Raw genomic sequence first — 19,765 nt, 5'->3', positions numbered from 1 at the left:
CCTAAGACTCGCCGGGGCTCAAACCCACCCCTGACGGCGGAACGCGTGCAGCTGCGCGACAAACAGCTGCATCTCCTGCGGTGTGCCCAGTGTCAGACGGTTCCAGTTATTTAACGGAGGGAATGGACGCCCGACCAGGATATGGTGCTGCTTCATTCGCGCCTGATAGCGCGCAGTATCGCCGTTAACCTGATGAAAAATAAAGTTGGCCTGCGACGGCAGATAGGTCAGCTGCAGCTTATCCAGCGCCGCGCACACGATCTGCCGCGAGAGATCCATTGTCTTGCGGCTGTGCTCCACAAAGGTGCGATCCTGCAGGGAGGCCAGCGCCGCAGCGGCGCCTGCGCTGTTGATATTATCCAGCGACATCAACGCATTACTCTGCACGGCGACCGACGGCGCCGCGACCCCGTAGCCCACCCGCAGCCCGGCCAGCGCATACAGCTTAGAGAAGGTGCGCGTCACCAATAGGTTCTCATACCCCGCCTGCACCAGCGTCACAGCGCTGCGAAAGGCCGGATCGCTGACAAACTCGGCATAGGCCTCATCGATGACAAAGAAGGTATCCGGCGGTGCCTGGGTGATCCACGCCGCCAGCGCATCGGCCGCGGTGAGGGTCGCCGTCGGGTTATTTGGGTTACACAGATAGACCAGCGACAGGCCGTTAAACGCGCGGGTGCGCCGCTGCATTTCTGCCAGCGGGAACCCCAGCTGCGCATCCAGCGGCACCTTTACCACCTCGACACCCAGCGGCTGCAGACACAGCTCTGCGTAGTTAAAGGTGGGATCCGGCACCACCAGCTGCACCGCCCTTCCCCGGCGCTGTGCGGCGATCGCCTGCGCCTGCAGAATAGCGCGAATACACTCCGAGGAGCCATTGCCCAACGACAGGTGGGCCGGCGTCAGTGCCATCTCGCTGGCCAGCGCGGTCATCAGCGCCTCCCGCGCCGCATCGGGATAACGAAAGGCCCCGGGCAACGCGGCGACGATCGCCTGGCGCGCCTGGGCAGACATACCGAGGGCATTCTCGTTAAAATTCAGTGCCAGAGGATGGTCAGCATCGGGCGCGGCGGGCCGTTGGGCGACAGACGGCACCCGGGCCAGCGCGCCCTGGCCAGAGAGCGACAGCGCGCCCAGCAGGGCGACGGAGGATTTAAGCAGGGTGCGACGATCCATGGTAACATCCTTTCATTGCCCGGCCCGACCGATGCGGAGGCAGCCCCGCATCGGTCGGGCCGGGAAAAATATTAGGATAACGATGGGATGAGGATAGCCACACTCAGCATAACCAAGATTATACCAAACCAAATAATGATTCGATTTTAATGTCTTCTTACCTCAGCCAAGGCGGTACTCAGACCGTTTTCACCGCCTTGAGCACCACAAATTTACGGTTCATTCCCAGAGTGGTGCAGTTGCCAAACAGGCGGCGCAGCTTCGGATAATAGTCCAGGTGACGGTTGCCGACGATATACAGCACCCCATTGCGTTTCAAACAGCGACGCGCGGCGACGAACATGTCCCACGCCACCTGATCGGTAATCGAATGCTGCTGATGAAACGGCGGGTTACACAGCACGGCATCCAGCGTGCCGCCTTCGCGCCCCGCCAGCCCGTTACCGACCCAGAACTCACAGCGCGCCAAATCCTGCGGACGGTTATGCTGCACGTTCAGATGCGCCGAGGCCACCGCCATATAGGATTCATCGGCAAACAGTACCCGGGCCTGCGGGCTGCCGCTCAGCGCCGCCAGCCCCAGTACGCCGTTGCCACAGCCCAGATCGGCCACCTCGCCCTGTAGCCCCTCCGGCAGATGCTGCAGGAAAAAGCGCGCACCGATATCCAGACTGCCACGGGAGAATACACCCGCATGATTATGCATGGTGTAAGGTGTACCCTCCAGTGGCCAAACGGTCGTAGCCGGCGCCGGTATCACCGTGCGCTCAGCCACCTGACAGTAAATCAGGCGGGCCTTTTTCCACGCCAGAGAGGTATGTGTCTCCCCCAGGATCGACTCAAACAGCTGTAGGGTCGAGGTATGAATATCACGCGCCTTGGCCGCGGCGATAATACGGGTATCCGGCGCGACCACCGCCCGCAGCGCATGCAGCTGTTGCTCCAGCAACGCCAGCATTTTAGGCAGCTTAATCACCACCAGCGCGGGGGCCTCCGGCAGTGGGCTCAGGCTGTCTAACAGGGTAACGGCATCCCCGTCCAGATCATTAAGCTGCAGATTATGGCGCGTCGCCAGCTGGCTGACGTAGGAGTCGCTCACCGAGTAGGGACGCAGAGCGTGCAGAGCGCAGGCCAACGCGCCAAAGGCATCGTTAAAGATGATGGTCGGGCGTCCCTGCGCCTGGGTCGGATCGATCTGCTGTAGCAGGTATTCGTCTGCGGCCTCCCAGGCCTGCAGGGAAGGATCGTCAGACTGATGGGGAAAACGCGCCAGCGTCAGGTCGGTGATAGCCGGACAACCGGCGCTGGATTCGAGTTGGCTCATCGCCCCTCCGCAAAAGTGCCCCGCCGTAGGCGGGCATAAAGTACAATAGCCCGCCATTGTACCTGAAGGAGGGCCAAATGACGCACCTGAGTTACCTGGTCGGATATCCGGAGCCCCTGCTGGCGCAGGTTCGTACCCTGTTGGAGCAAAAGCGCCTGGGCGATACGCTGCGGCGCCGCTACCCCGAGCGCCATGCGATCACGACGGACCGGGCCTTATATGACTATGCACAACGCCTGAAAAATCACTATATGCGCAATACCCCACCCCTTAGCCGGGTGCAATACGATAGCCGCATTCAGGTGATCCAGCAGGCGCTCGGCCTGCACCGCGCCGTATCTCGCGTTCAGGGCAACCGGCTGAAGGCCAAAGCGGAGATCCGTATCGCCAGCTTGTTCCGCCAGGGGCCGGAGGCCCTGCTGCGAATGATCGTGGTGCATGAGCTGGCCCATCTGCGCGAAAAAAATCACGATAAGGCCTTCTACAGTCTGTGCTGCCATATGGAGCCCAACTACCACCAGCTGGAGTTTGATGCCCGGCTCTACCTGACCTGCCTGGATGTTGAGGGAAGCGTATATTGATCGTACAGCGAGTGTGTTAGCCTGACGGGTAATTTTTATCCTCAGGGAGAGTGTCATGATCCGCCTCGCTATCATCGGAACCAACTGGATTACCCAGCGCTTTGTCGATGCCGCGCTGGCCTGCGGCCAGTATCGCCTCAGCGCCGTTTATTCACGCCGCCTGGAGCAAGCCGCCGATTTTTCCGCGCCCTACGGGACGGTGCACTGCTTTGACAGCCTTGAGGCGCTGGCCTGCAGCCCGGAGGTCGACGCGGTCTATATCGCCAGCCCTAACGCCCTGCACTGCGCCCAGACGCTGCTGATGCTGCGCCATGGCAAGCACGTCATCTGTGAGAAGCCGCTGGCCTCAACCCACGCGGAAGCCCAGCGCGCGTTCGACTGCGCCCGCGCCAACGGCGTCATTCTTTTCGAAGCCTTTAAAACCGCCTATCTGCCCAACTTTGACGTCATCCGTAGCGCGCTGCCGCACCTTGGGCGCCTGCGCAAGGCCTTTCTCAACTATTGCCAATACTCCTCACGCTATCCCCGCTATCTCAACGGTGAAAACCCCAATACCTTTAACCTGGCCTTTTCCAACGGATCTATCATGGATATCGGTTTTTACTGCCTGGCCAGCGGCGTCGCGCTGTTCGGCGAGCCGCAGCGGGTAAGCGCCGGGGCGGTACTGCTGGACTCCGGTGTTGATGCCCATGGCCACGTCGCCATGCACTATCCCGGTCTTGAGGTCGTGCTGTTTCACTCCAAAGTCAGCGATTCGGCGCTGCCCAGCGAGATCCAGGGGGAAGAGGGCAGCCTGGTGATCGAGCACCTCTCCCAATGTCAACGGGTAACCCTGATCCCGCGCGGCGGCGCGGCGCAAGAGATAGGCGTTATTCAGCGTGAAAATACCATGGAGTATGAAGCACAGGCTTTCGCCCGCCTGATAGGAGAGGGCCGGGTAACCCATGCCGGGGTAGCGCGCACGCTCACCACAGCCCGCCTGCTGGACGAGATACGCCGCCAAACCGGGGTCGTCTTTCCCGCCGATCGCGCCTGATACCGCGCCGACCGCCAACGGCCCAGCGCTATCGACGGGTGCTCTGCGCCTGAGGCCCCTGCCTCTTGATGCTAATCGCCGCCAGCGCCAGCACGATCAGCACGATACCACTCCCCTCTACCGGGCCCGGATCCTCACCCAGCAGCCACCAGGAAAACAGTACCCCGCAGACCGGTACCGCCAAGGTGCTCAGGCTGGCGATCCCGGCCGACAGGTTTTTCAACACGAACAGCCACAGGCTCCAGGCCAGCGCCGTCGCCAGAATCGCACTGTAGGCCAACGCCCAGAACACATAGGGCTGCCAGTCCACACTGCGCTGCGGCACCAGCCAAGCCACTGCACTCATCACCACGGCGGCATACAGCATCTGCCAGGTCGTTAGCCCCAGCAAATCAACGCCTGGATAGCGGGCGTACATACGTTTGGCCACGATGGCGCTCGCCCCCCAACTGATGCCGGAGAGCACCGCCAGCAGCGCACTTTTCAGCGAGGAGAGATCCAGCTTCCACGGCTGCAGCACCAGCAGCAATCCCAAGGCCGCTACCGCAATCGCGGCATACTGCAGGCGCCGCATCCGCTCGCCAAGAAACAGGGCGGCCATGATCACCACCCAAAACGGCATGGTATAGCTTAAGATCGCCACCTTACCGGCACCGCCGCTCATAAGCGCCCACTGAGCCAGCCCAACCATACCGCAGGTTTGCAGCAGCGCGATGGCCAGCGTATAGCCAAACGGCGTCGGCCGCATACCGTGTCCGCGCAGACGCAGTACCAGCAGCAGCAACAGCGCGCCGCAGACGCAGCGCAGCGCGGTAAAGTCGAACGCCCCGATATACTGCGTTACCTGTTTCATCGCAATCCAGTTGTAGCTCCAGATCAGCGTCAGGGCGATCAGGCCCGCTATCGCCAGTAGATTGGTTTTTCTTGCAACTTCCATGACATTGCCACCCCTCTCTTATCCAACAGGAACTATAGCGGCTTCCGCCTGACGATGCATGGATAACCCCCTAATTACTTATGCCATCTCGATCTGAGAGAAGAGCGGTTCATACCTATCCGGGATAGCGAACAGGGATTGACCAATGACACATTTTGCATTATTTTTTGCGCAGCAAAGGGGAGTAACTTCTTATTTGCCGGTTAATCGTCATTACGGTGCACAGCACCCGGTTGCCGGGCAACCCCACGGGTTCCCGCCCGTGGATGCGTTGTAAGTGAGACCTTGCCGGAAGGCGAGGTACAGGCAACGCGTGGTTAATAAATGCACGCACGGTGTCCGCCCTCCAACACCCGTTATTGATTAACCTTATAGGAGACTTCCATGCTCAACTCTGTTGGCACCCCCTGGCTATGGGGGAGCTTCGCCCTGATCATCCTGATTATGCTGGCTATCGATCTACTGCTGCAGGGACGGCGTGGCGCCCAGGCGATGACCATGCGCCAGGCCGCAGTCTGGTCGCTGGTCTGGGTCAGCCTGGCGCTGTTGTTCAACGCCGGTCTTTGGTTCTATCTGAGTGAAACCCTGGGGCGGGCGGCGGCCAATCAGCAGGCGCTGGCATTCCTCACCGGCTATTTGATCGAAAAGGCGTTGGCGGTCGATAACGTCTTTGTCTGGCTGATGCTGTTCAGCTATTTCTCCGTTCCGGCCAGCATGCAGCGCCGGGTGCTGGTCTACGGCGTACTGGGGGCGATAATCCTGCGAACGGTAATGATCTTCGCCGGTAGCTGGCTGGTGACCCAGTTCCAGTGGATCCTCTACCTGTTTGGCGCTTTCCTGCTGTTTACCGGCGTTAAGATGGCCATGGCCCGCGATGACGAAGGCGATCTCGGCGAACGCCCGCTGGTACGCTGGCTACGCCGCCACCTGCGGATGACCGACAGCATTGAAAGCGAGCACTTCTTTACCCGCCGCAGCGGTATGCTGTTCGCCACCCCGCTGCTGCTGGTGCTGATCCTGGTCGAGCTGAGCGACGTGATCTTTGCCGTCGACAGCATTCCGGCAATATTTGCTGTGACCACCGATCCGTTCCTGGTGCTGACATCCAATCTGTTTGCCATTCTGGGGCTGCGCGCCATGTACTTCCTGCTGGCCGGCGTGGCCGAGCGCTTTACCCTGTTAAAGTACGGGCTGGCAGCCATTCTGACCTTCATCGGCATCAAAATGCTGATCGTCGATTTCTACCATATTCCCATCGCCTTCTCTCTGGGTATCGTCGCCGGGATCCTGGCGCTGACTCTACTGATCAACGCCTGGGTCAACCATCGCCGCACATCGTGCGCTCTCCGATAACTCGCCTTCCCCGGTATGCCAATATCGGGGAGTTTTACCTTATAAAACGTCAGAACACCCGCAACATCTATAGAATAATTCTTTGATATAGCCATTTTTCAGAAAATTCATCTTATTTTTATTTTTCCACGTGAACACGGTTGGATTTTTCTCCTATATCTCGATGCGATCGCGAATGAATATAATTGAAGGTAAATTCAACGTTAAATTTATGGCGTAGCGGCAGAATTTTATAAATTCAGCGTTCCCAATTGGATCGATTTCCCTATACTGGGATAGCAAACACATTTAGTTACAGATTGCATGGGTGACATGTAATCCAAAAATATAACAAGTGGATAATCGATTATGGAAAAACACTCTGGATTCGTGCGTTTCATTACACGCGGTAGCCTGGTCGGACAGATCCTGGTAGGGCTGGTACTGGGGATTGCGCTGGCCTCGTTCTCCCAATCCGGCGCCATCGCCGCCGGTCTGCTGGGGACGCTGTTCGTCAGTGCCCTTAAAGCCGTCGCGCCGGTGCTGGTCTTCATTCTGGTGGCAGCCTCCATCGCCAACCACCGTCAGGGACAGAAAACCAATATGCGGCCTATCGTGCTGCTGTATTTGCTTGGCACCTTCGCCGCCGCACTGGTGGCTGTGGTGGTCAGCTTCGCCTTCCCATCACAGCTGGCACTCGTCAGCCATACCAACGATATCACCCCGCCGGGCGGGATCGTCGAGGTGCTGCAGTCCCTGCTGATGAACGTCGTGGATAACCCGTTTCACGCCCTGGCCAGCGGCAACTTTATCGGTATTCTGGCTTGGGCCATCGGCCTGGGCGTCGCCCTACGCCATGCCTCAGACACCACCAAACGCGTGGTGGGTGACCTCTCCTATGGCGTCACCTTTATCGTCCGCGTGGTGATCCGCTTTGCACCGTTGGGCATCTTCGGTCTGGTCTCCTCGACCCTGGCTGAAACCGGCTTTGACGCCCTGTGGGGCTATGCCCACCTGCTGATGGTGCTGATCGGCGCCATGCTGCTGGTCGCCCTGGTCCTCAACCCCCTCATCGTGTTCTGGAAAATCCGACGTAATCCCTATCCGTTGGTATTTACCTGCCTGCGTGAAAGCGGTCTGACCGCGTTCTTTACCCGTAGCTCGGCCGCCAACATCCCGGTAAACATGGAGCTGTGCAAGAAGCTGGGGCTCAATGAGGATACCTATGCAGTCTCCATTCCGTTGGGCGCCACCATCAATATGGCCGGTGCGGCCATCACCATCACCGTCCTGACGCTGGCGGCGGCGCATACGCTGGAGATCAGCGTCGATCTTCCGACGGCACTGCTGCTCAGCCTGGTGGCTGCAGTCTGCGCCTGCGGCGCATCAGGGGTCGCCGGTGGCTCCCTGCTGTTGATCCCGTTGGCCTGCAGCCTGTTTGGCATCAGCAGCGATATCGCCATGCAGGTCGTCGCAGTCGGCTTTATCATCGGCGTACTGCAGGACTCGTGCGAAACCGCGCTCAACTCCTCAACGGACGTCCTGTTCACCGCGACCGCCTGCGTGGCGGCAGAGGAGAGTACCGGCGATAGCGCCGCAGAGCTGGGATAACCCCACGGCATGGCATAACGGAACGGGCTCCGCGGCGCCCGTTTTTTTGTATATTGAAAACCACGGCTATGCCGGTAGATATTTATTTTTTCCTGAAGGCGTTTCGTTGAAGGCTACGAGCGGAAGGGGTCGATGCCGCGCCGCTGCATACGGTAAAAGCGGACGATATTATAGCCATTGATCAGCAGGAAGCTGCCCTCTATCAGCGAGCCCCCCAGCGAGCCCAGCCACAGATTGTGGATCACCCAGCAGGCGGTGGAGCACCACATGAGGCAGCGAGTGACCAATCCACGACAGCGGAACAGCGCCCAGGTGCTGACAATCGTCCCCGCGATAGGCAAAACTTCAACCGGGTGCTTCAGCTCCCAGCTGCCCAGCCCAAGGGTCAGCGCAATAAACAGCACCATAATCCAGACATTGCGCGTGCGTGTCGTCGCCACCGAACGGATCGCGTTCAACTCGGCGCTCATCCCGGCAGCGCTGGCGCCCATCAGAAAAAAATGGGCACCGATGATCGCGCTGTACAGCGCCAGCTGCAGCCGGAAACGGCGTTCATCGCGGTTGAAGAACGTCGTAATCCCGATCAGAAAGGCGACGACGCCTACCCCCTGGGCAAACAGAAGCTCACCGTTCATATAATTAATCCCTTAAGGGGCGGGAGCTCGCCCCGCGATCCGATGGCGGTTACAGTGTTACACCGCTTTTAAATATGGCCAGCTCACGAAAGTCATTCTTCTCATTACAGGTCTGTCTGCCGTCGGCGATCGCCACAATCAGATCGATAAACTCACTCAGCAACTGCTCCATCGGCTTGCCCTGCAGCAGCTGACCGGCGTCAAAGTCTATCCAGTGCGGTTTTTTCACCGCCAGCGGCGTATTGGTCGCCAGCTTTACCGTCGGCACAAAGCCGCCGTATGGCGTGCCGCGTCCGGTGCTAAACAGCACCATATGGCATCCGGCAGCGGCCAGCGCACTGGTGGCGACCGCATCGTTTCCCGGCGCGCTGAGCAGGTTCAGTCCCGGCATACGCAGACGCTCACCGTAGCGCAGTACATCCATCACCTGGCTCTGTCCGGCCTTTTGGGTACAGCCGAGGGATTTTTCCTCCAGGGTCGTGATGCCGCCGGCCTTATTGCCCGGCGAGGGATTCTCATAGATCGGCTGCTGATGGTCGATGAAGTAGCGTTTGAAATCGTTGACCATCGCTACCGTCTTTTCAAAGGTTTCCCCATCACGGCAGCGGCTCATCAGGATCTGCTCCGCGCCGAACATCTCCGGGACCTCGGTCAGTACGCTGGTGCCGCCGTGGGCTATCACATAGTCGGAAAAGCGCCCCAGCAGCGGATTGGCACTGATGCCGGAGAAACCGTCCGAGCCGCCGCACTCCAGACCGAACCTCAGCTCGCTGAGACGGCCCGGCTCCCGGCGATCGCCGCGCATGGCGCCATACAGCTCATGCAGCGCCTCCATACCGGCCTCAACCTCATCATCCTGCTGCTGGCATACCAGAAAACGCACCCGCGCCGGATCATAGTCGCCCAGCGTCTCGCGAAACGCCGCGATCTGGTTATTCTCACAGCCGAGCCCGACCACCAGAACGCCGCCGGCGTTCGGGTGGCGCACCATATTCTGCAGAATGGTACGGGTATTCTGGTGGTCATCGCCCAGCTGTGAACAGCCGAACGGATGGGTAAACAGATGAACGCCATCGATCTCCGGCGCCCCGTCACTTTCGCGCAGAAAGCGCTGCAGCATCTGACGGGCCATGCCATTGACGCAGCCGACGGTCGGCAGGATCCACAGCTCATTGCGAATGGCCACCTCGCCACTGGCGCGCCGATACAGGGAGATCGCGCGATCCGTCGGCTGTGACGTCGGTATGGCAAAGTCCGGCTGATACTGGTAACTGTCCAGATCGCTGAGGTTGGTACGCAGGTTATGGGCATGCACGTGATCGCCGGCGGCGATGGCCATCAACGCATGGCCAATCGGCAGACCATACTTAATCACCATCGCCTGCGGCGCCAGGCTACACAGCGCCACCTTGTGCCCGCGCTGCACCGCGGCGCGCAGTGTCAGCGCCCCGTCGTCCAACGCTATCGTCTCTCCGGACACAAGATCGCGCAGGGCGACCGCCACGTTATCCTGAGGGTGGATCTTAATGATACTTTGCATATGACTCAGTCCGCTCCGTTAACAAGATGATGCCAGCAGCGTACTCAGCGCGGCACGCATTCCCTGCTGTTCAATGGCCTGCAGCGCGCCGCTCACCTGCTGTCTCAGTCCGGGGATGCGGTTAAGATCCTCGCCCCAGTGCGCCGACTGCGCCAACGCCGCGCAGACCAGTTGCTCCAGCGTCTGCTCCCCTGCGCGCACCGCCTGCCAGCTGGCGGCGTAAAAATCCAGCCAATGGGCATTATCCTGCAGCGGGTAGCGCTGGCCGTCACGTTCGCCGCGGTAAAAGGCAATCAGCGCCGCCAGCGCAAAGCTCAGGCGTACCGGCACCGTGCCCTGACGGGCGTGGTAAGAGAGCAGCTGAGGCAAGATCCGGGTCCGGAATTTGGTCATCCCGTTCAGCGCTATCGACAGCAGCTGGTGCTGAATATAGGGATTCCGGAAGCGGGTAATCACCGCCGCGGAAAAGGCACTCAGCTCCTCGGCGGGCAGATCCAGCTGCGGGACGATCTCCTGAGCGATCGTCTGCGTCACAAACGCGGCCACCAGGGCATCGTCCATGCTCTGACCCACGGTATCCAGACCGGCCAGGTAAGCCACCGGAACCAGCGCCGTATGCGCACCGTTCAGAATCGCCACCTTACGCTCTTTATAAGGGCGAATATCCTCTACGATTCGGATATTCAACGGCCCCTGCGCGGCGGCATAGGCATCCAGGCACAGCGCCTGCGCCAGCCACTGCGGCCCCTGAATCACAAACAGATAAAAGTATTCTGCGGTATCCAGCAAACTATCCTGATAGCCGAGTTCATCGCACAGTGACGTGGCCTCATCGTGTGGGTATCCGGTGACAATGCGGTCAACCAGGGTTGAACAGAATGTATTGTGCTCAGTCAACCAGACGGTGAACGCCGGCGGCAGATCCCACTGCCCGGCGTAGCGCAGCAGCAGCTCACGCAAGGCCTCACCGTTGTAATCGATCAGTTCACAGGGCAGCAGTACCCAGCCTCTATCCGCAGCGCCATCAAAGTGGCAAAAGCGCTCATACAGCAGACGCGTCAGCTTGGCCGGGAAGCTGGAGGGCGGCGTGTCGCTCAGGCGATCCTGCGGCGCATAGCTGATACCCGCCTCCGTAGTATTGGAGAAGACAAAGCGAATGTTCGGATCGCGCGCCAGAGCCAGAAATGCATCAAACTCGCGATAGACGTTCAATTCACGGTTAACGCTGCGGATCACCCGGCTGGCCGATACCGCCTCGCCCCGTTCGTTCAATCCGCGCACGATGGTGGTATACAGGCCGTCCTGACTGTTCAGTGACGGCGGGAAATCGCTGTCGATTGGGCGGACCACCACGATCCCCGCATCCAGATCGGTATGTTCATTCAACAGATCCAGCTGCCAGTCGATAAAGGCGCGCAGGAAATTTCCCTCGCCAAACTGGATCACTCTATCCGGGTGCTGACGGCCTGGAAAATCACGACGGTTCAGGGTTTGCATCAGGAACTACCTCAATAGCGGGCCCTCCACCCTGCGGCGGCCCGTAACAGTCAAATTTGGATTCAGCGGCAGCGGGCGAAGAACGCCGGCTACCGTAGGTCAACGATTACAACTCAATGGCGAAGTAACTTTTCGCGTTGTCGAAGCAGATGTTCTTCACCATGCTACCCAGCAGGGCAATATCGGCAGGTGCCTCACCCTGGGCGACCCAGCGACCGATCATCTGGCACAGGATGCGGCGGAAATACTCATGGCGGGTATAAGAGAGGAAACTGCGGCTATCGGTAAGCATTCCCACAAAACGGCTCAGCAGCCCCAGCTGTGCCAGCTGGGTCATCTGACGCTGCATGCCATCCTTCTGATCGTTAAACCACCAGCCAGAGCCAAACTGCATCTTGCCCGGCATCCCCTCGCCCTGGAAATTGCCAATCATGGTCCCCAGCACTTCGTTATCGCGTGGGTTCAGGCAGTACAGGATGGTCTTCGTCAGCCCGCCATTGCGGCTCTGGGCATCCAGTAGACGCGACAGCGGCTGCGCAACCGGCGCATCGTTAATCGAATCAAAGCCAATATCCGGCCCCAGACGCTCAAACATCGGCGTATTGTTGTTGCGCAGCGCGCCAATATGGTACTGCTGTACCCAGCCGCGCCTCCGATATTCGCAACCCAGGAACAGCAGCACGGCCGTCTTGAACTGCGCAACCTCGATCTCGCCCGGCGTACCGCCGCTCAAACGGCGGGCCAGGATCCCATCCAGAGTTGCATCATCCGCCTCACCGTAGACCACCACATCCAACGCGTGGTCAGATACCTTGCAACCGTGAGCGGCAAAGTGATCCATGCGCACCTTCAACGCCTGACACAGATCGGCAAAGCGGGTAATATCGACGTCGGCAACAGCGCCCAACTTAACGATATAGTCAGAAAACAGCGCGGCCTCGATGTTAAACGCTTTATCCGGGCGCCAGCTCGGCAGCACTTTCGTGGTAAAGCTGCTGTCAGCGGCGATCGTCCGGTGATGGCGCAGATCGTCGATCGGATCGTCGGTGGTGCCCACCATCTTCACATTCATCTGGCCCATTATGCCGCGTGCCGTAAAGCTATCCTCCGCCAGCATTCGGTTGCAGCGGGTCCAAATATCCTCGGCCGTCGTGGCAGACAGCAGCGTATCGGTGATGCCGAAGGGGCGGCGCAGCTCCAGGTGGGTCCAGTGGTACAGCGGATTACCGATGGTATGCGGCACCGTCTCGGCCCAAGCCTGAAACTTCTCACGATCGCTGGCCTCTCCGGTACAAAAACACTCCGCAACCCCGTTGGTACGCATCGCACGCCACTTGTAGTGGTCACCTTTCAGCCAGATGTCATACAGATTTTTGAAACGATAGTTTTCGGCGATCTGCTCCGGTGGCAGGTGGCAGTGATAATCGAAAATAGGCTGTTCTTCCGCATAATCGTGGTACAAACGGCGGGCAAATTCGGTATCAAGTAAAAAATCTTCAGTCAGAAACGGAGACATAATCAGGGTTCCTCAGATGCGGTTGATGCACTCGCACGGGGTGCACTGGCAGAAGTTATCACACCAATTCAAAATTTAGTCTAGAACTTTATCCAGGTTTGCGGACTGCATGACAAAAAACGTCGTGCCACGGCGCTAAAAGTGTTATTTAGCCCACTACCATGAACATCCAACTTATTATTCAGCAATCCAATTGTAGTTTTTGTGATAGTTCTCAACCTTTCAATCTGTATGACAAGTCATCTTACTCATCGCACCAACTCGGCTTATGGCCAACCAATTTAACCTATTGTGGTTTGGCCAATAATCCACAGACGAGCCCTCCCCCAGCCACTGTCAGGGCCACGGGAACACGCGGTATACGCCCCATGTTTTTCCAGCAGGAAAGTCAATTACCGTACCACTGACGCAGATATGGATCTTGGCCACCCCGTATCCGTTACGCGTGCACTATCGGTAATACATTAAACGGGGGGCGAATTTAAATATGTAAAATTAAAGGGTTAGGACGGTACATGATCGGTATGGTCACCATTGGTGTGGTCCTAGGCTATCTGACGCGCAACGCCATTGCCGCACCCGCGTGGAAGACACCCTGCGTATCACAATCCAACATCATCGCGACCTACTCTGCCTGCGATACCATCATGCAACCCGTGGCCGGGTACATGCTGGATCCCTTGGGTACCCAAATCGACTATGCGGTTTTTACTGTTATCTGGACATAAGAACGGCGCTGACGGCCAACAGCTGGGGTGAGCTGGTCATTGCCCACTGCGCGGTAGGGATGGACTAGCCCTCCATGATCCCGGCGGGACTGAAAACCTCTTCAGGGTGATTCCCGGCCAAAGTGCGATCTATCGCCGTCGGTTATTGCAACGTAGGCTCCACCATCATGATCCACCGCCTGGAAATGGCCTTTATCATTACCGGCGCCCTGAGCATGCTGTGAGCGATCGGTCGACTTATCCTCTACTCCTCTACAAACAGCCCAAGGGTCAGAATCGCCGGAGCGACGAAGAATGTCAGTACATTCTGAGCGACCAAGCAGCTCAGAATAATGGCGATAACGCGACCCACATATCGGCCTGGCAGATTCTGCATAACCGCCTGTTTTGGGACATCTCCCTGTCGCGCCTTCTCGCAGAATCCGACAGGGGTATCTTCTAACGCCGGGATCCCGCTATTTATGTTTAAGGCCTATGGATTCAATCTGCAAGAGATTGCCATGTTCGCCTGGATACCAGTGCTGTTCGCCGATCTGGGCTGCGTCATCGGCGGCTACCCTGACTCCACTGTTTCAGAAGTACTTCAAATTCAACCTGCCCGCCTCCCGTAAGTTGGTGGTCACCATAGGTGCCGTGCTGATGATTGGCCCCGGCATGATCGGTCTGTTCAGCAGCCCGTATATCGCCATCGCCCTCCTGTGCATCGGGGGATTTGCCCATCAGGCGCTCTCTGGCTCGCTGATCACTCTCTCCTCCAATATCTTTGACCGCAATGAGGCCGCCACGGCCAACGGCTTGACAGGTATGGCCGCCTGGACCGTCAGTACCTTGTTTGCCCTGGTGAGCAGCACATTGACCAATACTCTGGACTTCAGCCCGCGATTAGCCACGCTGGGCGTCTTTGATCTATTGGACGTCCTGATCATCTGGACCGTACTGCAAAACTGTACCGCCAACGATCCACTGTCGCTCCTGCCCGGCTAACGCTAACGTCTAACCGATCAATGTCACAGGATTTTGTCCACGAAGGCTCACACTCTATGTGCTTGCCGCTGGAGACTGCCCGATGAAAGTGGTATAACAACTCGCACTGTGGCACCACGCCACCCGCGTTACCAACCCTAGCCGAGCACGAATATGGAATGCACGAGACTCTACCAACAGCTTGCAGCCGAACTGACACAACGTATTGAAGGCGGCGTTTATCCCGTCGGCGATAAGTTGCCCGCCGAGCGTTTTATCGCTGAAGAGATGGACGTCAGTCGTACTGTCGTGCGGGAGGCCATTATTATGCTGGAGGTCGAAGGCTATGTTGAGGTGCGTAAAGGCTCTGGCATTCATGTCATCAATAATCAGCCCAAGTCGCTGATTCAGCCGGACAACACCATTGAATTCGCCAGTGCAGGACCGTTCGAACTGCTGCAGGCACGCCAGCTTATTGAAAGCAATATCGCCGAATTTGCCGCCACCCAGGTCACCAAGCAGGATATCGTCGCGCTGATGGAGATTCAGGAACGGGCGCGCCAGGAGGATCGATTCCGCGATTCGGAGTGGGATCTCAAGTTCCACGTCCAGGTGGCTCTGGCAACCCAGAATAGCGCCATGGCCACCATCGTAGAAAAGATGTGGAGCCAGCGCACCCATAATCCCTACTGGCTAAAGCTGCACGAGCATATCGACGACAAATCGATCGAGAGCTGGTGCGAGGATCACGATAAAATTCTTAAGGCGCTGATCCGTAAAGATCCCTATGGTGCCAAGATCGCCATGTGGCAGCACCTGGAGAACACCAAGCAGATGCTGTTTCACGCCACGACAGACGACTTTGAGTTCAACGTCGATCGCTACCTGTTTGCCGAGAACCCTGTCGTGCATCTTGACGCGGTGGCCAATAGCGGCAAGTAATTCCCTTGTATCTGAAATAAATAGGCTCCTATAATATCTACCGGTGATGATGTTCCACCTTTAATTCAACAAATGAATTAAAAACTGTCGGGGATAGCCGGTCACACAAGCCGATATCGGTCGCACTGCTGTCATAGCGAGCGACCTCGCCTAATCCTATGCTGATGACGCCTGGCAAAACGGTGTGTTTCCCATTAATGGGCGGCATGTGTTTGCCCGGCGGAATCGTTTTCCGTGGCCTACGCATCCCCCCAGCTTAGATTTGTAAAGGAGTCTGCCATGAATTATGGTCTCACGCTGCTGGTCGTCGCCTGCGGCGGCGCTCTCGGTGCCATTAGCCGTTTTCAAATCACTAACTGGTTCAGTTCGTGGTTTGGCGACGGTTTTCCCTACGCCACGCTCACGGTCAACGTCATTGGCTGCTTTATCATGGGCGCGCTGGTCTCAATGCTGAACAGTGGTACCCTAATCGCTCCGCACTGGCGCCCGCTGATCGGCGTTGGCTTTCTCGGCGCGCTGACCACTTTTTCCACTTTCTCTTTCGATACGTTCGCTCTGTTTAGCGAAGGTTTTTGGGTGAAGGCGATGCTGAACGTCGTGCTCAATCTGATCCTATGTATGGCGGCCGTGAGCGCAGGTTATTATCTGTTACTCTCCCGCAGTGCCTGACGCGCCGGACAGCAGGGAATCCGCGCCATATCCGTCCACTCCAGCGATTTTGTAAGATAAAATTGCTGGATAAAAAGCATAGGATTCTACCTAATTTGGCCAGGAATCCCCCATTTTGTGCTGTCTCCATGTGGGCGATTTTGCTAAAGTGGACGCCTATTTTTCTATCTGTATCTGGAAATGACAAAATATTGAAGCGTGTAACCTCTGCCTCTCTGCTGCTATTACTGTTTTGCTGGGCCGCCACGGCCATCGGCAAAATAGGGGCATGGCATTCTCAGGTCATCACCACGCTTCCGCTGAACCAGCTTCCCTGCAATACGGCAATCTTCAGCGAAGACGACCGCAATCCGGCGGGAGGCCACTGCCTGAGCCGGATACCGCACAATCGTAAGATCACTGCGCTGATCCGACTGCATATCTGCGGCGGCAGCGAGGTGGCACGCAACGGCCTTGTCCCACCCGATGTTCCGCCGCCGGAGAGCCGCCAGCCCTATCCCCCCCAGGCACCGGGCAACGATGGCCACTATGCACGTCTATCGCGTATTCTGCTGCGAACCCTACAGCTACCGCCCCACCAAAACCGGCTGGGGGGTTGGAAAGAGAGTAATATTCTTTACCGCGGGCAAGTCACCTATCACCCAACGCTCGCCTAAGCTGACAGTGTTGTATCTGGTGATACGTTAGCGGATCGCCCGGTGCTATCACAGCGCCAGATCGGCAAACGGTCTCCGAGATTTCTGCTAGGAATTCGCGATGGATATAATTAGAGAATTAATCACTGCCCTGTGGCATCAGGACTATGAGACGCTGGCGAATCCTTCGCTGGTCTGGACGATTTACGGCATTCTGTTCATGATCCTCTTTCTGGAAAATGGCCTGCTGCCGGCAGCCTTCTTGCCCGGGGACAGTCTGCTTATTTTGGTCGGGGTGCTGATCGCCCGCGATACCATGGATTTTCCGCTGACACTGCTGGTGCTAACCTCCGCCGCCAGCCTGGGCTGCTGGGTAGGCTACCTGCAGGGACGCTGGCTGGGCAATACTCACTTAGTCCAGAAATGGCTTTCACATCTGCCCGCCCACTACCATCAGCGCGCCCACCAGCTGTTCCATCGCCATGGCCTGGCCGCCCTGTTAATTGGGCGCTTTCTCGCCTTCGTCCGCACCCTCCTGCCGCTGATTGCCGGCCTCTCAGGGCTAAGCGCTCCTCGCTTCCAGTTTTTCAACTGGGTAAGCGGCCTGCTGTGGGTTTTAATCCTGAGCACCCTGGGCTATGTGCTCGGCAAAACACCGCTATTCCTGCGCTATGAGGATCAACTGATGAACCTGCTGATGCTGCTGCCGCTGGTACTGCTGGTCTTTGGCCTGTGTGGTTCTCTGCTGGTGCTATGGCGGAAAAAGCACGCCCATGCCACCGATAAAAGCCCGAGGAAATGACGTGAACCAGGCAAACTCACAGCCATTTACCCGCAGGCAGGGCTGGAAACGCATATTAGGCCTGCTGCTGTTCATCGTCGCCGCCCTTACGGTGGTGATCTTACCGCAGCTGGGTCATAAAGAGGTCTCTCTACAGATCCGGGCAACCCATAACGGCCTGGCCACGCCCGACGGCTTTTTTGTCTATCAAAAGCTGGACGAAAACGGCGTCAGTATCACCAGCATCACACAGGATAGGGAGGGGCTGGTCATACGCTTGGCGCATCCCGAACAGAGGACGCTGGCGCTGCAGGTACTGCAGCGTGAACTACCGCCCGGTTATAGCATTGCCGATAAAATCCTGCATCGCTCGCTGTTTTATAAAAGCGAGCGCCCCGCTGCCGCCACCCTTTCTTACAGCGCTGGCCACAACCGCTAATCCCCAGCGGGAAGAGACTTTCCCGCGCCGTTCATCCCGGTTGGGCTAAAAGTGAGATTATTTCCGCCCATAGGGTGCCCAAGAACAACTATGATAGAAGACAGAGAGGCAATCTCTGCTTAGCAAAATCCCTACGGTGCGACGCTGATCGTCTGCAATATATTACGATAAAGCTAAGTTATTACATAATGTTATGTAATTATATCCTTTGCACTCTCTGTAAAAGCCCGCTATGTTGAAAGTTCCAATCTGTAACGTGAAGGAGCGTAAGAATGACTAACGATTCCACCGCTGAACATCTGCGTGCCGAGCTGAAATCCCTGGCTGACGCGCTGGAAGATGTACTCAACTCATCTACCGATAAGCCTAAGGCCGAGCTGGAAAAACTGCGCGCCCGTGCCCATGATGCGCTGCACAACAGCCGTGAGCGTCTAAGCCAGGCCGGCGAAAGCGTGGCGACACAGACCCGAGAAATGGCCGGACGAGCCGATGACTATGTCCGGGATAATCCCTGGACCGGCGTTGGTATCGGTGCCGCTGTCGGCATAGTGCTTGGCGTGCTGCTGGCCCGCCGCTGATGCCAGGCGATACCTCCCCCTCCCAGGGTTCCGCCTCCGGGATCCTGGGCACAGCCCGACGTATCGTCACCCTGCTGCTCGGAATGACGGAAACTCGTTTACGCCTGGCAGTTGTCGAACTGGAAGAGGAAAGAGCCAACCTCATTCAGTTACTGCTGATGGCCGGCATCACGCTCTTGTTCACCGCCTTTGGTTTGATGTGCCTGTTGGTACTGCTTTTTTTGGCCGTCGAGCCAACCTATCGCCTGATGGCCTTGGGGATAGCTACCGCTCTGCTGCTGTTGCTGGCCTGCGTCGGCGCGATCTGGACGCTGATAAAAGCGCGCCGCTCCACCTTTTTACTGGCCACCCGCAAACAGCTTGAGATCGATCGCCAGCTGCTGGAACGCCGGGAGAAACCATGAACCACCAACGCCAGACCCTGGCCGCTGAAAAAGCGCGACTTTTGCAAAAAATTGCGCAGCAGCGCCTGGATCTGCATACCGAGTCGCTGTGCGCCGAACGGCTGTGCATCAATGTGGATCGCACTCTGACCACGCTGTGGCGTCTACGTCGCTCTCTGTCGCTGGCCGCTGGTCTGGCTGTGGTCTACGCTGCCCGTCATCCCTCCCGCCTGCCGGGCGGTATAAAACAGGCCGTTGGCCTATGGAGCACCCTGCGTTTGGCACGTCGCATGTTTTATCCATGATCGCCGCCAGCGTCCTCGCCGCATATAGCACCACTGCGCGCTGCTGATACCGCCTTATCGACCACGCTTTCCTTCACCGACGCGGGGGTGAAGCGTACACGTCATAGACTACCTCTCGTGACCATTAGCACATTTTTTATACAAAAATTCATTATTA

19 protein-coding genes and 1 pseudogene are annotated in these 19,765 nt (G+C 57.8%); 13 read left to right on the top strand and 7 right to left on the bottom strand.

All coding sequences use genetic code 11. The annotated features are described in order from the left end of the window. Positions 1 to 18: 18 nt before the first annotated feature. A complete protein-coding gene (locus EIEH_RS14365) occupies positions 19 to 1,176 on the bottom strand; it encodes a pyridoxal phosphate-dependent aminotransferase (RefSeq protein ID WP_015869948.1) in 1,158 nt (385 codons plus the stop codon). Between the two features lie 178 nt (positions 1,177 to 1,354). After that, a complete protein-coding gene (gene rlmG / locus EIEH_RS14360; protein ID WP_015869947.1) occupies positions 1,355 to 2,500 on the bottom strand; it encodes a 23S rRNA (guanine(1835)-N(2))-methyltransferase RlmG in 1,146 nt (381 codons plus the stop codon). A gap of 77 nt (positions 2,501 to 2,577) precedes the next feature. Here rlmG and EIEH_RS14355 point away from each other — a divergent pair, with 77 nt between their 5' ends. Together EIEH_RS14355 and EIEH_RS14350 are read left to right on the top strand one after the other, a co-directional pair. Further along, the gene (locus EIEH_RS14355) at positions 2,578 to 3,081 is read left to right on the top strand and encodes a M48 metallopeptidase family protein (protein WP_015869946.1); all 504 of its coding nucleotides are present in this window, start codon (positions 2,578 to 2,580) and stop codon (positions 3,079 to 3,081) included. Positions 3,082 to 3,136: 55 nt separating this feature from the next. Beyond that, complete coding sequence (locus EIEH_RS14350) at positions 3,137 to 4,117, top strand: Gfo/Idh/MocA family protein (protein ID WP_015869945.1); 981 nt, start codon at positions 3,137 to 3,139, stop codon at positions 4,115 to 4,117. 28 nt (positions 4,118 to 4,145) lie between these two features. Here EIEH_RS14350 and EIEH_RS14345 read toward each other — a convergent pair whose 3' ends face one another. Continuing rightward, positions 4,146 to 5,054 carry a DMT family transporter gene (locus EIEH_RS14345; RefSeq protein ID WP_015869944.1) on the bottom strand — a complete coding sequence of 303 codons (909 nt, stop codon included), beginning with the start codon at positions 5,052 to 5,054 and terminating at the stop codon, positions 4,146 to 4,148. 384 nt (positions 5,055 to 5,438) lie between these two features. Between EIEH_RS14345 and EIEH_RS14340 the strand changes: the two genes are divergently transcribed. Beyond that, complete coding sequence (locus EIEH_RS14340; protein ID WP_015869943.1) at positions 5,439 to 6,407, top strand: TerC family protein; 969 nt, start codon at positions 5,439 to 5,441, stop codon at positions 6,405 to 6,407. A gap of 348 nt (positions 6,408 to 6,755) precedes the next feature. Then, on the top strand, positions 6,756 to 7,997 hold the full coding sequence (gene sstT, locus EIEH_RS14335) for a serine/threonine transporter SstT (protein WP_015869942.1): 1,242 nt from the start codon (positions 6,756 to 6,758) through the stop codon (positions 7,995 to 7,997). Between the two features lie 113 nt (positions 7,998 to 8,110). On the opposite strand, the gene EIEH_RS14330 is transcribed toward sstT, so the two are convergent. The 4 genes from EIEH_RS14330 to uxaC form a co-directional block, all read right to left on the bottom strand. After that, positions 8,111 to 8,632, bottom strand: coding sequence for a YgjV family protein (locus tag EIEH_RS14330; RefSeq protein WP_015869941.1), 522 nt, complete (start codon positions 8,630 to 8,632; stop codon positions 8,111 to 8,113). A 49-nt stretch (positions 8,633 to 8,681) separates the two neighbouring features. Further along, entirely contained in the window at positions 8,682 to 10,172 is a 1,491-nt protein-coding gene (locus tag EIEH_RS14325; protein WP_015869940.1) for a UxaA family hydrolase, read from the bottom strand. Between the two features lie 18 nt (positions 10,173 to 10,190). Continuing rightward, complete coding sequence (locus EIEH_RS14320; protein ID WP_015869939.1) at positions 10,191 to 11,669, bottom strand: tagaturonate reductase; 1,479 nt, start codon at positions 11,667 to 11,669, stop codon at positions 10,191 to 10,193. Positions 11,670 to 11,775: 106 nt separating this feature from the next. Further along, positions 11,776 to 13,185 carry a glucuronate isomerase gene (uxaC, locus tag EIEH_RS14315; RefSeq protein WP_015869938.1) on the bottom strand — a complete coding sequence of 470 codons (1,410 nt, stop codon included), beginning with the start codon at positions 13,183 to 13,185 and terminating at the stop codon, positions 11,776 to 11,778. Positions 13,186 to 13,670: 485 nt separating this feature from the next. On the opposite strand from uxaC, the pseudogene EIEH_RS14310 reads away from it, so the two are divergent. The 9 genes and pseudogenes from EIEH_RS14310 (at position 13,671) to EIEH_RS14270 (ending at position 19,608) form a co-directional block, all read left to right on the top strand. Next, positions 13,671 to 14,897, top strand: a pseudogene (locus EIEH_RS14310) (MFS transporter). 153 nt (positions 14,898 to 15,050) lie between these two features. After that, positions 15,051 to 15,818, top strand: coding sequence for a transcriptional regulator ExuR (exuR, locus tag EIEH_RS14305; protein ID WP_015869933.1), 768 nt, complete (start codon positions 15,051 to 15,053; stop codon positions 15,816 to 15,818). 279 nt (positions 15,819 to 16,097) lie between these two features. Then, positions 16,098 to 16,487, top strand: coding sequence for a fluoride efflux transporter CrcB (gene crcB, locus EIEH_RS14300; RefSeq protein ID WP_015869931.1), 390 nt, complete (start codon positions 16,098 to 16,100; stop codon positions 16,485 to 16,487). 191 nt (positions 16,488 to 16,678) lie between these two features. Next, positions 16,679 to 17,143, top strand: coding sequence for a hypothetical protein (locus EIEH_RS14295; protein WP_035610023.1), 465 nt, complete (start codon positions 16,679 to 16,681; stop codon positions 17,141 to 17,143). 100 nt (positions 17,144 to 17,243) lie between these two features. Then, positions 17,244 to 17,924, top strand: a complete 681-nt coding sequence (locus EIEH_RS14290; protein WP_015869929.1) for a DedA family protein — start codon at positions 17,244 to 17,246, stop codon at positions 17,922 to 17,924. 1 nt (position 17,925) lies between these two features. After that, entirely contained in the window at positions 17,926 to 18,342 is a 417-nt protein-coding gene (gene mzrA / locus EIEH_RS14285; protein WP_015869928.1) for an EnvZ/OmpR regulon moderator MzrA, read from the top strand. Between the two features lie 272 nt (positions 18,343 to 18,614). Beyond that, on the top strand, positions 18,615 to 18,920 hold the full coding sequence (locus EIEH_RS14280; protein WP_015869927.1) for an ElaB/YgaM/YqjD family protein: 306 nt from the start codon (positions 18,615 to 18,617) through the stop codon (positions 18,918 to 18,920). Continuing rightward, positions 18,920 to 19,324 (top strand): phage holin family protein, encoded by a 405-nt coding sequence (locus EIEH_RS14275; RefSeq protein ID WP_015869926.1) that lies wholly within the window; start codon positions 18,920 to 18,922, stop codon positions 19,322 to 19,324. The genes EIEH_RS14280 and EIEH_RS14275 overlap by 1 nt, the downstream gene beginning before the upstream one ends. Continuing rightward, positions 19,321 to 19,608, top strand: coding sequence for a YqjK family protein (locus tag EIEH_RS14270; RefSeq protein ID WP_015869925.1), 288 nt, complete (start codon positions 19,321 to 19,323; stop codon positions 19,606 to 19,608). The genes EIEH_RS14275 and EIEH_RS14270 overlap by 4 nt, the downstream gene beginning before the upstream one ends. The last annotated feature ends 157 nt before the right edge of the window (positions 19,609 to 19,765 follow it).

Origin of the sequence: Edwardsiella ictaluri ATCC 33202 (assembly GCF_000264785.1) — a bacterium.
In the GTDB taxonomy this organism is placed as follows: domain Bacteria; phylum Pseudomonadota; class Gammaproteobacteria; order Enterobacterales; family Enterobacteriaceae; genus Edwardsiella; species Edwardsiella ictaluri.
This window is presented reverse-complemented; position numbering and strand designations above follow the sequence as displayed.